Annotated in this window: 10 protein-coding genes; 5 read left to right on the top strand and 5 right to left on the bottom strand. The window is 71.4% G+C overall.

The window, feature by feature from the left end; genetic code table 11:
- The first annotated feature begins 110 nt into the window (after window positions 1–110).
- Both L3i22_RS05725 and L3i22_RS05730 read left to right on the top strand, forming a co-directional pair.
- Window positions 111–1,169, top strand: coding sequence for a lactonase family protein (locus L3i22_RS05725; RefSeq protein WP_221325948.1), 1,059 nt, complete (start codon window positions 111–113; stop codon window positions 1,167–1,169).
- A gap of 530 nt (window positions 1,170–1,699) precedes the next feature.
- The gene (locus L3i22_RS05730) at window positions 1,700–3,133 is read left to right on the top strand and encodes a VWA domain-containing protein (RefSeq protein WP_370644384.1); all 1,434 of its coding nucleotides are present in this window, start codon (window positions 1,700–1,702) and stop codon (window positions 3,131–3,133) included.
- An 88-nt stretch (window positions 3,134–3,221) separates the two neighbouring features.
- On the opposite strand, the gene L3i22_RS05735 is transcribed toward L3i22_RS05730, so the two are convergent.
- Window positions 3,222–4,352, bottom strand: coding sequence for an ROK family protein (locus L3i22_RS05735; RefSeq protein WP_221325949.1), 1,131 nt, complete (start codon window positions 4,350–4,352; stop codon window positions 3,222–3,224).
- 74 nt (window positions 4,353–4,426) lie between these two features.
- Between L3i22_RS05735 and xylA the strand changes: the two genes are divergently transcribed.
- Both xylA and xylB read left to right on the top strand, forming a co-directional pair.
- Window positions 4,427–5,611 (top strand): xylose isomerase, encoded by a 1,185-nt coding sequence (xylA, locus tag L3i22_RS05740; RefSeq protein WP_221325950.1) that lies wholly within the window; start codon window positions 4,427–4,429, stop codon window positions 5,609–5,611.
- A 2-nt stretch (window positions 5,612–5,613) separates the two neighbouring features.
- On the top strand, window positions 5,614–7,014 hold the full coding sequence (gene xylB / locus L3i22_RS05745) for a xylulokinase (RefSeq protein WP_221325951.1): 1,401 nt from the start codon (window positions 5,614–5,616) through the stop codon (window positions 7,012–7,014).
- A 106-nt stretch (window positions 7,015–7,120) separates the two neighbouring features.
- Here xylB and L3i22_RS05750 read toward each other — a convergent pair whose 3' ends face one another.
- Window positions 7,121–8,254 carry a glycosyltransferase gene (locus tag L3i22_RS05750; protein WP_221325952.1) on the bottom strand — a complete coding sequence of 378 codons (1,134 nt, stop codon included), beginning with the start codon at window positions 8,252–8,254 and terminating at the stop codon, window positions 7,121–7,123.
- An 82-nt stretch (window positions 8,255–8,336) separates the two neighbouring features.
- Between L3i22_RS05750 and L3i22_RS05755 the strand changes: the two genes are divergently transcribed.
- Window positions 8,337–9,812 carry an MFS transporter gene (locus L3i22_RS05755; protein WP_221329802.1) on the top strand — a complete coding sequence of 492 codons (1,476 nt, stop codon included), beginning with the start codon at window positions 8,337–8,339 and terminating at the stop codon, window positions 9,810–9,812.
- Here the strand turns inward: L3i22_RS05755 and L3i22_RS05760 are convergent.
- Genes L3i22_RS05760 through L3i22_RS05770 form a run of 3 tightly spaced genes read right to left on the bottom strand, consistent with a single transcriptional unit; the run spans window position 9,720 to window position 13,300 of the window.
- Complete coding sequence (locus L3i22_RS05760) at window positions 9,720–11,324, bottom strand: alpha-amylase family glycosyl hydrolase (RefSeq protein WP_221325953.1); 1,605 nt, start codon at window positions 11,322–11,324, stop codon at window positions 9,720–9,722. The two genes, L3i22_RS05755 and L3i22_RS05760, sit on opposite strands and share 93 nt — an antisense overlap.
- A gap of 26 nt (window positions 11,325–11,350) precedes the next feature.
- Window positions 11,351–12,070 (bottom strand): HD domain-containing protein, encoded by a 720-nt coding sequence (locus L3i22_RS05765; protein ID WP_221325954.1) that lies wholly within the window; start codon window positions 12,068–12,070, stop codon window positions 11,351–11,353.
- A gap of 42 nt (window positions 12,071–12,112) precedes the next feature.
- Entirely contained in the window at window positions 12,113–13,300 is a 1,188-nt protein-coding gene (locus L3i22_RS05770; RefSeq protein WP_221325955.1) for an MHYT domain-containing protein, read from the bottom strand.
- Window positions 13,301–13,359: the final 59 nt, after the last annotated feature.

The following is a 13,359-nucleotide window of genomic DNA, read 5'->3' on the forward strand; positions in this document are numbered from 1 at the left end:
ACGTCCTCCTTCACCAGTTATCTGTACCGGTACAGTAAGCCCGCGCTTCTGTACCGGTCAAGAAGAGGAGCCTGCCAAGTTTGCCCAGCCGTCTGTGATGGGATCGTGGCATGGGCGCGAACGCTGAGTACGTCTTCGTCGGTTGCTACACGGGTGACAAGGGAGGCGAGGGGGACGGCATCACGCTGCTGCGGCGTGACCCCGGGAGCGGGGAACTGACCCGGCTCGGGCTGGCCGCACGCACCCCGTCCCCGTCGTTCCTGGTCCAGCACCCGACCCTTCCGGTCCTCTATGCCGTCAACGAGCTGGACGAGGGCGCGGTCTCGGCCTTCTCGGTCGCTCCGGACGGCGCGCTGACCCCGCTCGCCGTCCGCCCGACCGGCGGGGCCGATCCGTGCCACCTGGCGGTCACCGCCGACGGCCGGCATCTGGTGGTCGCCAACTATGCGAGCGGGTCGGTGTCCGTACATCCGCTCGACGCCGAAGGCGCGCCGGGGGAGCGCGCCGATCTGCTCACCCTGACCGGCGCCGGCCCGGACGCCGAGCGACAGAAGAGCCCACATGCGCACATGGTCGTACCGGATCGAAACGGTCCGGATGTGCTGATCTCGGACCTCGGCTCGGACACCGTGTGGCGGTCCCGGCTGGACCCGGTCTCCGGCCGCCTCGGCGCGCCCGAGCCGGCGGTGCGGGCCGAGCCCGGCACCGGTCCGCGGCACCTGACCCACTCGGCCGACGGCGCCCTGATCCTGGCCGGCGAGCTCAGCGGGACGCTCAGCTGGTACCGCGCGGCCGGCGGCCCGGCGCTGGAGCGGCGGGGCGAGGCGGCGGCGAGCGGGTCGGACGGGGTGGTCTATCCGTCCGAAGTGGCCGCCGGGCGCGACGGCCGTTTCGTCTATCTGGCGAACCGCGGACCGGACACCGTGACGACCTTCGGATGGGACGGCGAGAGCGCTTCCGTTGTCGATGAGACATCGACAGGCGGCGTATGGCCACGACACATGATCTTGATTGGGGATCACCTCTACGTAGCCAATGAGCGTTCACACAACGTGACCGTTTTCCGCATCGATCCGGACACCGGAATTCCCGCGGCACAAGGCGAACCGACTGCCGAGCCGAGCCCCACCTGTCTGCTCCGGTGGAACCCGTCGTTGGTCAGACCATAGGCGACATCGGTCACCCGGGCAGGTCTGTGATCTTTGGCAGCAAACCAGACGCCCGGGTGCCCGAACGGGATACGGATCGAGATGGTGTCGTCACGCTGGGTGTTTTCTAGATCGGCAAACGCCAATCCCAGTAAGTTTCGGCCGAACGTATATGGCATTCGCGTCTTGAGATGCGCACTATGGAGCGCGTGTCTGGCCGCCATCGTAGGAACTTCAACTTAAAAGGGGCGACCGTCGTCGGGGGAGCGATGGCGATCGTTGTCGTTGTCGCGGGGACGTGGTTTGGATACAGCCAGCTGGCTGATTCCAAGTGCACCGGCTCCATCCGACTCAACGTCGCGGCCGCCCCGGAAATATCACCCGCTGTCACTGATGCGGCGAGCGCTTGGTCGAAGGACGGAGGCAACGTCAACGGCACCTGTGTCACAGTCGCCGTTACGCCTGTCAACTCCGCCGACGTCGCCAGCGCGATCGCTCGCGAGCACGGTGTCAGCCTGTCCGGCCTAGGACAGGCCTCGGGCTCCATTCAGGTGCCCGACGTCTGGCTACCGGACTCGTCGACCTGGCAACTACGCCTGCGTAATGAGGCGTCCGGCTTCCAGCCCACCAAGGTCACCTCAGTGGCGCAGAGCCCACTGGTCGTCGCCATGCCGCAGCCGCTCGCACAGAAGGCGAAGCTCGAGGGCCAGAAGGTTCCTCTCGCCACGCTCCTGGGCCAGCAGCTCGGTTCCGCCGACGCGCCGAAGTTCGGCATCGTCAACCCGGCTCGGGACGCCTCCGGCCTGACCGCCCTGATGTCGATCGGTCAAGCGATCGGCGCCGGTCAGGACGCGGTCAAGAAGCAGGTTCAGGCGCTGACCTACCTGGCCAAGAACCGGTCCGAGCTGCGTGACGAGCTCCTGGAGCAGTTCCCCAAGGCCGCCGACGAGGCGACCCTGTCGGAGAGTCTCGGCGCCGCGCCGCTCTCCGAGGAGGACGTGATCTCGTACAACGCGAAGCGTCCGCCCGTGGAGCTGAGCGCGATCTACCTGAGCGGTGCGAACGTGCCGCTCGACTACCCGTACACGGTGCTGCCGCAGGTCGTCGACGGAGAGAAGATCAGCGCCGCGCAGGGCCTGCTCACGCGGCTGACCGCCGCCCCGTTCAAGGACTCGCTCGCCGCTGTCGGCCTGCGTGCCCCGGATGGGACGTACGGTTCGGGCTTCGCGGCTCCGGTCGGCGCCCCACAGGCGTCCCCGGGGATCACCGCCGCGCCCGCCGCCGGCGAGAACACCGGTGGTGGCACGGCCGCCGCCGGCGTCGACGCCAGCGCGGTCAGCAAGGTGGTCGGTACCTGGAACGCGACCACGCAGGCCGGTCGCGTGCTGGCGGTCTTCGACGTCTCCGGCTCGATGGGCGACCCGGTTCCGACCGCGAACAACGCGAGCCGGGCAGCGGTCACCCAGGCGGCCGCGCGGACCGGGCTCTCGCTGTTCAGCGACGAGTGGGCGGTCGGCGTGTGGGCCTTCTCCACGAACGAGAACGGTAAGCGACCGTGGAAGGAGCTCATCAAGATCACGCCGTTGTCCACCGGCCGGGCCGACGTCGCCGCGACGATCCAGCAGCTCAACCCGAACCCGAAGGGCAACACCGGGCTTTACGACACGGTTCTCGACGCCTACAACTCGGCGAAGAAGAACTGGAAGGCCGGTAAGGCGAACTCGGTCATCCTCTTCACCGATGGCCAGAACGACAACGACGACGGCATCAGTCAGGACACCCTGCTCGCCCGGCTCAAGACGGCGCAGGACCCGACGAAGCCGATCCGTCTCGTGCTGATCGGTATCGGCGACGAGGTCGACAAGAACGAGCTCAAGACGATCCAGCAGACCGTCAAGGGCAGCGGCCTCTACATCGCCGAGGACCCCACCAAGATCACTGACATCTTCCTGCAGGCGATCGGTTCCCGGACCGGCGTCGAGTAGGTTCCTCCGACAATCAGGCGGCCGTCGTCCCTCCCAGGGGGCGGCGGCCGCTGTCGTCTCCCGATTCAGAAGATCAAGACACAACTGCTCATCGGGTACGGCGGAGCCAGGCGGCCGGGTCCTCCCGGACCTCCCGGATCACCGCGTCCGCGGCCCCCCGCACCGCCGCCTCGGTACCCAGGCTCGCGGCGCGCAGCGTGACCGGCGCCAGCCCCGAGGTCAGCACCCGCCGCCGCAGCTCGGCCTCGATCCCGGCCCGCAGCCGCGCGAAGTGCGGGACGTAGGCGCCGCCCAGCACGATCACCGGCACGTCGAGCAGGTTGACCACCGCGGACAGCGCGATCCCGAGCGCCGCGGCGGCCAGCGGCTCGTCGGCGGCGAGCGCGTCCTGGCCGGCGTACTGCTCCAGGCAGCCGTTCGAGCCGCACCGGCAGTCCCGCCCGTCCGGGTAGACGGTCACGTGGCCGATCTCGCCGCTCCAGCCACGGACGCCGCGGTACAGCTCGCCGGCGATCACCAGACCCGCGCCGATGCCGACCTCGCCGGACACGTACAGGAAATCGGGGTTGGCGCCGGCGACCCGCAGCTCACCGAGAGCGGCGAGATTGGCCTCGTTGTCGACGGTGACCGGCAGGTCACCGAGCTCCGGCACGCTGCGCAGCAGCGCCGGCGCGTCCACGTTCTGCCAGCCCAGGTTGGGGGCGACCCGGACCAGATCACCGGAGACCAGGCCGGGCACGGCGACTGCGGCGCCGGCCACCACCAGGCCGTCCGCCTCGGCGGCGAGCCGGGCGCGGGCGCCGAGCCGGCCCAGCGCGGCCAGCGCCTCGACCGGCCCGGCCGGCCGCTGGTCGGCGTGCTCGGTGAAGCGCTGCCGGACCGCGCCGGTCAGGTCGACCACACAGGCCGCCAGGTAGTCGACGTTGATCTCCAGGCCCAGCCCGGCCGGGCCGGCCGCGGTGAGCGCGAGGCCGGCCGCCGGACGACCCGCCCCGGTCCGCGGCGGCGGGTCCAACTCGGTCAGCAGACCGCCCTCGATCAGGTCGTCGACCAGCGCCGAGACGGTGGCCCGGGTGAGCCCGGTGGCGGCCGCGACGGACGCCCGGGAGGGCGGATCCGCGCTGTTCGCCACGGTGTTCAGGACCAACGCGAGATTATGGGCCCGGACGCTCGATTGACGGACGGGGGCGCTGGATCGCGAGCTCAACCGGGCCGTCACGCCCTTGACAATGCCATACCTTGACCAAATAATTCAACCAATAAACAAATCGAGCGCGTTTCCCGGAGGTAACCGTGTCGCTCCAGGCCACACCCGCAGACAAGTTCTCCTTCGGTCTCTGGACCGTGGGCTGGCAGGCGCGTGACGCGTTCGGCGACGCCACCCGCCCGGTCCTCGACCCGATCGAGGCCGTGCACAAGCTCGCCGAGATCGGCGCCTACGGCATCACGTTCCACGACGACGACCTCGTGCCGTTCGGCACCGACGCCACCACCCGCGACGGCATCATCGCCGGGTTCAAGAAGGCGCTCGACGAGACCGGCCTGATCGTCCCGATGGTCACCACCAACCTGTTCACCCACCCGGTGTTCAAGGACGGCGGCTTCACCAGCAACGACCGTTCGGTCCGGCGCTACGCGATCCGGAAGGTGCTGCGCCAGATCGACCTCGGCGCCGAGCTGGGCGCCAAGACCCTGGTGCTCTGGGGCGGCCGCGAGGGCGCGGAGTACGACTCGGCCAAGGACGTCGGCGCCGCCCTCGACCGCTACCGCGAGGCCCTCAACCTGCTCGCGCAGTACTCCGAGGACCAGGGCTACGGCCTGCGCTTCGCGATCGAGCCGAAGCCGAACGAGCCCCGCGGCGACATCCTGCTCCCGACCGCCGGCCACGCCATCGCGTTCGTGCAGGAGCTGGAGCGCTCCGAGCTGTTCGGGATCAACCCGGAGACCGGCCACGAGCAGATGTCGAACCTGAACTTCACCCAGGGCATCGCCCAGGCGCTGTGGCACAAGAAGCTGTTCCACATCGACCTGAACGGCCAGCACGGCCCGAAGTTCGACCAGGACCTGGTCTTCGGCCACGGCGACCTGCTCAACGCGTTCTCCCTGGTCGACCTGCTGGAGAACGGCCCGGACGGCGCCCCGGCCTACGACGGCCCCCGGCACTTCGACTACAAGCCCTCCCGCACCGAGGACTTCGACGGCGTCTGGGAGTCCGCCAAGGACAACATCCGGATGTACCTGCTGCTCAAGGAGCGGGCCAAGGCGTTCCGGGCGGACCCCGAGGTGCAGGCGGCGCTGGCCGAGTCCAAGGTCGAGGAACTCCGCACCCCGACGCTGAACCCGGGCGAGACGTACACCGACCTGCTCGCCGACCGCAGCGCGTTCGAGGACTACGACGCCGACGCCGTCGGTGCCAAGGGCTACGGCTTCGTCAAGCTGAACCAGCTGGCGATCGACCACCTGCTCGGGGCCCGCTGATCATGGCGCTGGTTGCCGGGATCGACAGTTCGACCCAGTCGGTCAAGGTCGTCATCCGCGACGCCGAGACCGGGAAACTGGTCCGCGAGGGCCGCGCCGCGCATCCGGACGGCACCGAGGTGCACCCGGATGCGTGGTGGGCCGCGCTCCAGCAGGCGATCGAGGCGGCGGGCGGTCTGGACGACGTGGCCGCCGCCTCGGTGGCCGGCCAGCAGCACGGCATGGTCGTGCTGGACGAGAACGGTGACGTGGTCCGCCCGGCGCTGCTGTGGAACGACACCCGCAGCGCCGGCGCGGCCGCCGACCTGATCGAGGAGCTCGGCGGCGGGGACAAGTGGGCGGAAGCGGTCGGCATCGTGCCGGTCGCCAGCTTCACCCTGACCAAGCTGCGCTGGCTGGCCCGCAACGAGCCGGCGAACGCCGCCCGGGTGGCCGCGGTCTGCCTGCCGCACGACTGGCTGACCTGGAAGTTGTCGGGATCTACCGATATCTCGGACATCAAGACCGACCGGAGCGATGCCAGCGGCACGCTCTACTGGTCGGCCAAGACCAACGAGTATCGCCCCGACCTGCTGGAGCTCGGCTTCGGGCGGGTCATCAAGACCCCGACCGTCCTCGGCCCGACCGGGATCGCCGGGCACCTGCCCAACGGCGCCCCGCTCGGCCCGGGCGCCGGCGACAACGCGGCGGCCGCCCTCGGCACCGGCGCGCTGCCCGGCGACGTGATCGTCTCGATCGGCACGTCCGGCACGGTCTTCGTCTCCTCGGACGCGGCGCCGGTCGACCCGACCGGCACGGTGGCCGGGTTCGCCGACACCACCGGCCGATACCTGCCGATCGTGGTCACGCTGAACGCGGCCCGGGTCCTGGACGCGGCGGCCAAACTGCTCAACGTCTCGCACGACGAGCTGTCCCGGCTGGCGCTCTCCGCCCCGGCCGGCGCCGACGGCCTGGTCCTGGTGCCGTACCTGGAAGGGGAACGGACCCCGAACCGGCCGGACGCCACCGGCGCGATCCACGGGCTCACCCTCAAGACGTCCGACCCGGCGCACCTGGCCCGGGCCGCCGTCGAGGGGATGCTCTGCGCGCTGGCCGACGGGCTCGACGCGCTGACCGGTCAGGGCGCCGAGGCCAACCGGATCGTGCTGGTCGGCGGCGGGGCGAAGAGCGAGGCGGTCCGCCGCATCGCACCCGCGCTCTTCGGCAAGCCGGTGCTGGTCCCGCCGCCCGGTGAGTACGTCGCCGACGGCGCGGCCCGGCAGGCGGCGTGGGTCCTCGCCGGTGGCGACACCCCGCCGGCCTGGTCCGCGGAACCCCCCGCGGTGTACGAGGACGAGCCGGTCCCGTTGATCCGCGAGCAGTACGCGGCCGCCCAGCACGCCGTGCTGGACCGGACCCGCTGAACGACCAAGGGTGCGGGGGTGCGGCGCTTGTCGCCGTACCCCCGCAATTCTTTTCTTGGGGTTTTTGGTGGTCTGCCCCGCCACCACGGCATCCACTTGTCGAACGTCAGGCGACCGCCGGTTTCGGGGCGCGGGTCAGGCCGTGCACCGCGAGGAACCCGTCCACCGCGCCGGACCACGGGAAACGCTCGGCCTGGGCGCGGGCCGCGGCCCGGCGGGCGGCCGCCGGCCGGTCCAGCAACTCCCGGATCGCCGCCGCGTACGCCGGCCCGGTCCCGTCGGCCGCGATGCCGGCCGACCCGATCACCTCGGGCAGCGCGCTCGACGACCGCGCCACCACCGGCGTCCCGCTGGCCAGGGTCTCCAGCGCGGCCAGCCCGAACGTCTCGATCGGCCCCGGCGCCACGCCGATGTCGGCGCTCGCGAGCAGCGCGTTGAGCAGCGCCTTGTCGGTGACGTGCCCGAGGAACGTGGCCGGCAGCCCGCGGTCCAGCGCCTCCTGCTCCAGCGCGACCCGCATCGGCCCGTCACCGGCGACGACCAGCACCGCGTCCACCCCGGCGGTCCGCAGCTCGGCGAGCGCGGCCAGGGACAGCCGCGGCTCCTTCTCCGCGGACATCCGCCCGCAGTGCAGCAGGATCACCTGGTCCGGCCGGGCGAACCGGCCGCGGACCTCCGGGGCGCGGTTGGCCGGCGAGAACCGGGCCAGATCAACCCCCAGCGGTACGCGGATCGGCGCCGCCCCGAGCCGGATGAACTCCCGCTCCGCCCAGCCGGTCGTGCAGACCACCGCGTCGAACGCCCGGACCGTGCGCGAGTTCAGCCGGTCGGCCGCGCGCAGCCCGAGCGACCGCCCCGGGCCGAAGAGCCGCAGCAGGCCGTCCAGGCTCTCGTGGGACACCATCATCGACGGGACCTCGGCGCGCCGGGCCCAGCTGCCCAGCCAACGCAGGGTGGACCGGTCGTGGATCTCGAGCCGGTCCGGCCGGAGGCGGTCGAGCTGCCTGGTGACGGCGCCGCGGTTGAGCAGCACCCGATATCCGCCGAGCCCGGGGACGACCGGGCCGGGCAGGGTGATGATCCGGCCGTACGCCGTCTCCTCCTCGGTCGCCCGTGGTCCGGGAGTGATCAGCACAGCCTGATGTCCCGCGGCCTGATATCCCTGGCCGAGCTCTCGCAGCGCCGTGCGGAGGCCGCCGGAGGTCGAGTGGACGAAGTTGGCGATCCGCACGATCAGCATGCGTTCAGATCATCGAAATGCGGGGTCCTCCGGGCAACGCGGCCCTGTCCGCAGGTCGAACTCTCGCTAACCTCTACCCGTGATGCTCAGGGGCGGCACCGTGCACCGCGTTTACAGCGTGGTCGTTTTCGTGATCCTGGCGTCACTGGACAACGTCGCGATCGGGATCGTCCCGCCGCTGTACGGCAGCATCGGCGACGACTTCGGCGTCGGCGAGGGCCACATCGCGCTGGCCACCACGATCATGTTCCTGGTCAGTGCGGTCGCCGCGATCGGCTGGGCGTACGCGGGCGACCGCACCGACCGCAAACCGGTGCTGATCATCGGCACGGTGATCTGGATCGCCGGCACCGCCTGGTCCGGCCTGGCCGGCGGATACCTGCCGTTCCTGTTCGCCCAGATGCTCGCCGCGTTCGGCCTGGGCGCGGTCGCCTCGGTCAGCTTCTCGGTGGTCAGCGACCTGATCTCGCCGCGCCGCCGGGGCCTGGTGATGAGCTTCTGGGGCCTGTCGCAGGGCGTCGGCACGCTGGCCGGCACGCTGGTCGGCGGCATTCTCGGGCACGCCGACTGGCGGCAGCCGTTCCTGGTCACCGCGGCCGCCGGGTGCGTCGCCACGCTGCTGTACGTGTTCACCTACAACGTGCCGCGCGGCGAGAGTCAGCCGGAGCTGGCCGGGGTGGACTACGACGAGCGGATCCACCACGATCATCTGCCGATCATCCTGGGCCGACGGACGAACCTGTGGCTGATCCTGCAGGGCGGCACCGCGCAGATCGCGTTCGGCTCGCTGGTCTGGCTGCCGGTGCTGTTCCGGGCCCGGGCCGAGGACCAGGGCTACTCGTCCGGGACCGCGGTGCTGGTCGGCAGCGTGTTCGCGACGATCTTCCAGCTCGGGGCGGCGCTGTCGATCCTCGGCGGGCTGGCCGGGGACCGGTTGCAACGCCGTACGCCCCGGGGCCGGGCCCTGGTCGCGGCGGTCGGCGTGCTGGCCGCCGTACCTTTCTATGTGGTCCTGTTCTTCGTCCCGATGAAGATCACCGTGCCGGACGGCGCCGGCACCGCGGACGTGATCCGTGGCGTGCTGGACAACGTGGTGACCGAGCCGACGGTCGCGGTCTGCCTGGGCATCGCGGTCTTCGCGCTGATGCTGACCTCGGCGAACTCGCCGAACTGGTTCGCGATGATCGCCGACGTGAACCCGCCCGAGCACCGGTCCACCGTCTACAGCCTCGGCAACCTGGTCAACGGGTTCGGCCGGGCTGGCGGCAACGCGCTGGTCGGGGTGGTCTTCCAGCGGCTGTCCGGCGCGTTCCCGCCGCCGCTGAACTACGCGGTCGGGCTCGCCTCGTTCCAGTTCTTCTTCATCCCGACCGGGGTCATGTACTGGCTGGCCAGCAGGACGGTGGCGGAGGACATGGCGGCCACCCACGCCGGCCTGCTGGCCAAAGCCTCGGATCGCGCAGCGTCAGACCGCGGCCCAGACGGTGACGTCGGCCGGGACCCGGCCGTCGTCGTCGAGGGGCTCGCTGCTCAGCAGGACCCGGGCCCCGTCCGGTAGCGACGCGGCGGCCTGGCCGAAATTGGTCAGCACCAGGAGCCCGCTGTTGCGGAACGCCAGCACCTCCGCGCCGGCCGCCTCCCAGGTCAGCGACCCGTTGCCGATTCCCTGGTCGCGGCGCAGGCGCAGCGCCGAGCGGTACAGCTCGTAGGTCGAGCCGGTCACGTCGACCTGACGGTCCAGGGCGTACTCCGCCCAGGTGGTGGGCTGCGGCAGCCAGCTGTCGTCGCCGGGGCCGAAGCCGTACGACGGAGCGTCCGCCTCCCACGGGATCGGCACCCGGCACCCGTCCCGCCCGCGCTCGGCGTGCCCGGACCGCTCCCACGCCGGGTCCTGCCGGTACGCGTCGGCGAGCGTGGTGTGCTCGGGCAGGCCCAGCTCCTCGCCCTGGTACAGGTACGCCGAGCCGGGCAGCCCGAGCATCAGCAGGCTGGCCGCCCGGGCCCGGCGCAGGCCCAGCCCGGTGTCCGGCTGCGGGTCACCGATCCCGATCCCCGGCTTGCGGCCGGTCTCGGCCGGGAAGCCGAGCCGGGACGCGTGCCGGACCACGTCGTGGTTGGAGAGCACCCAGGTGGTGGTCGCGCCGACCGCGCCGGTGGCCGACAACGAGGAGTCGATCACCGCGCGCAGCTCGCGGGGGAGCCAGGGCGCCTCCAGGTACGGGAAGTTGAAGGCCTGGTGCATCTCGTCCGGCCGGACGTAGCGGGCCAGCCGCTCCTCGGGCTGCACCCAGGCCTCGGCGACCAGGATCCGGGCGGGGGAGTAGCCGTCGAGCACGGTCCGCCACTCGCGGTAGATCTCGTGCACGCCCTCCTGGTCCCACATCGGCGGCGGGGGACCGGCCGGCTCCAGGCCGCCGAGCACCACCGACGGCGCCGTCCAGTCGGTCAGCGCGGCGTCCTTGACCAGGCCGTGCGCCACGTCGACGCGGAACCCGTCGACCCCGCGGTCCAGCCAGAACCGCAGGATGTCGAGGAACTCGGCGCGGACCTCCGGGTGGTCCCAGTTCAGGTCGGGCTGGGTGACGTCGAACAGGTGCAGGTACCACTGGCCGTCGTCGACCTGGTGCCACGCGGGTCCGCCGAAGACGCTCTGCCACGAGTTCGGCGGCTCGTCGCGGAAGATGTAGCGCTCCCGTTCGGGGCTGCCGGGCCCGGCGGCCAGCGCGGCCTTGAACCAGGCGTGCTCGCTGGAGGTGTGGTTCGGCACCAGATCCACAATGATCTTGAGACCCAGGTCGTGTGCCGTCGCGATCAGCTTGTCGGCGTCGCCGAGCAGGCCGAACCGCGGGTCGACGTCGCGGTAGTCGGCGACGTCGTAGCCCGCGTCGTGCTGCGGGCTGACATAGAAGGGGGAGAGCCAGACGGCGTCGATGCCGAGCTCACGGAGACGGGGCAGGCGCGCGGTGATGCCGGGCAGGTCGCCCATGCCGTCGCCGTTCCCGTCGGCGAACGAGCGTGGGTAGATCTGGTAGATGACGGCGTCACGCCACCAGGCGTCAGTGGAGGGCATGAACCCAGCCTAGGCGGGAGCTTTCGTCAGTCGTCGAGGATGGCCGCGAATCGCTCCTCGGCCAGGTCCAGCTGGTCCAGGATGTGCTCCTTGGCCTGCGTGGAGAGTGGGGTGTCCGGCCGCCCGATCAGCTCCCGCAGCTTCGGCACCAGCGGGCGGTACTTGGTCGCCGCCCGGTGCGCCTTGTCCGGCGTGGTGTGGATCACGCCCACGCCGTTGTCGGTGAAGTCCGAGATCTTGATGATCCGCGCCCAGGGATCCCGCTCCAGACTTTCCGCGACGTGCTCCCGGTACTGCTCGTGCCGATCGCGCCCCGGGTCGAAGGCCGGATTCGTCACCGACCGGACCAGATCGGCGACCCGGGGATTGAAGCGAAGGGCCAGAGCGGCCAAGGCCGCTTCACTGCTTTTCTCGTACGGCGTGTCCAGCGCCAGCCCGGCCAGCTCCGCCGGGTGGTCCTCCACCGCGTCGTGCAGCAACGCCGCCACCAGGACGTCCACGTCCCGCACCCGGTAGTAGCGGATGATCCGGATCGCCACCCGGAGCAGATGGTTCAGGTACGGCTCCCGCACCCGCCGGTCGTCGGCGTGCAGTGCGGCGGCCAGGTCCAGCGCCTCGACGAGGCGCTCGCGCTCGCCGGCCGGGAACGACTCCAGCTCCAATCCGAACCGTTGCCGTAGGCCGGGCTCGCCGTACACCTCGGTGATGGCGTGCAGCGGCATCGAGAGCAGCATCTTTGGCGCCATGCGGATCAGATATACCGGATCACCGGCCGTGACGGGGATCGATCACGTGCCGGATGTGGCCGGACCCACCACCGGGCCCACTCCCGGGGTCTCCGGATCGGGCGTGTCGGCCGGCGTCCGCGGGGCCATCGGGGACACCGGGACGGTCGGCTCGGCCCCGAAGGCGAAGCCGGGGGAGACCTGCACCGAGGGCGGCATCGGGAACGTCGGCGGCATCTGTACCGGCGGCGGCTCCGGGGCCGCCGGCGGGATCGTCGGCATCGGGACGAGCGGCGGCGCGCCGGCCACCGACGGGTCGAAGGTCGGCGGGCGCGGCGCGGGCCGGGGCGCCGGCGACGGGCGGGTGCCACCGGCCCGGCCGGACGCCATCGCGCGGGCCGCCGGGGAGAGCCGGATCGACGCGCCGAACTGCGAGGCCTGCCGCAACGTCCAGGGCTGCGGCGTCTCGGCGTGCACGCCGCGCTTCGGGGTGCCGGCCCCGTCGGTGAACTCCTCCTCGGTCATCGCCTGCAGCGCGCTCAGCGCCACCCCGACGATGGTGGCGGCGGTCAGCAGGGTGATCGGCACGATCAGGGCGAGCGGCCGGATCCCGGCCACGCTGACCGGGCCGGCCGCCGGGTCCAGCTCGACCGACATGGCCGCCATCCCGGTGTAGTGCATGCCGCAGACCGCGACCGCCATCACCGCGGCGGCGCCGGCCACCCGGGTCAGCCCGCGCACCGAGGTCGCGAACCACAGGGCCGTCGTGCTGGCCGCGACCGCGATCACCGCGGACGCCGCGACCAGCAGCGGGTCGTAGTGCACGGTCGCGCCGGGCAGCCGCATGCCCTCCATGCCGGTGTAGTGCATGGCCAGCACCCCGCCGCCGGTGAGCATGCCGGCCGCGACCGTCTTGGCCGGGCTGGTCTTGCCGTGCCCGACCACCATCAGCCCGATCCCGACGGTGGCCACCGAGAAGGCCAGGCTGAGCAGGGTGACCGGGAGGTCGTACCGGACCGGGCTGTCCGGCACGTCGAAGCCGAGCATCGCCGAGAAGTGCATCAGCCAGATGCCGCCGCCCCCGATCGCGAACGCCGCGATCACCAGCCACCGGTTGCGGCGGCTACGACTGTGCACGCCGCGCGCCCGTTCGGTGCAGAGCAGCCCGAGGAACGATCCGAGGTAGGCCAGCAGGGTCGCGGCGATCGGATTGAAGGCGCCATAGGTGAAGTGGTGAACGTGAGCTGCCACTGCTTTACCTCGCGAAACGTGGGCGATGGTCCGCGGGGTAGTGAGTCAGAAGTCAGCAG

The sequence above is a fragment of the Actinoplanes sp. L3-i22 genome (genome assembly GCF_019704555.1).
In the GTDB taxonomy this organism is placed as follows: domain Bacteria; phylum Actinomycetota; class Actinomycetes; order Mycobacteriales; family Micromonosporaceae; genus Actinoplanes.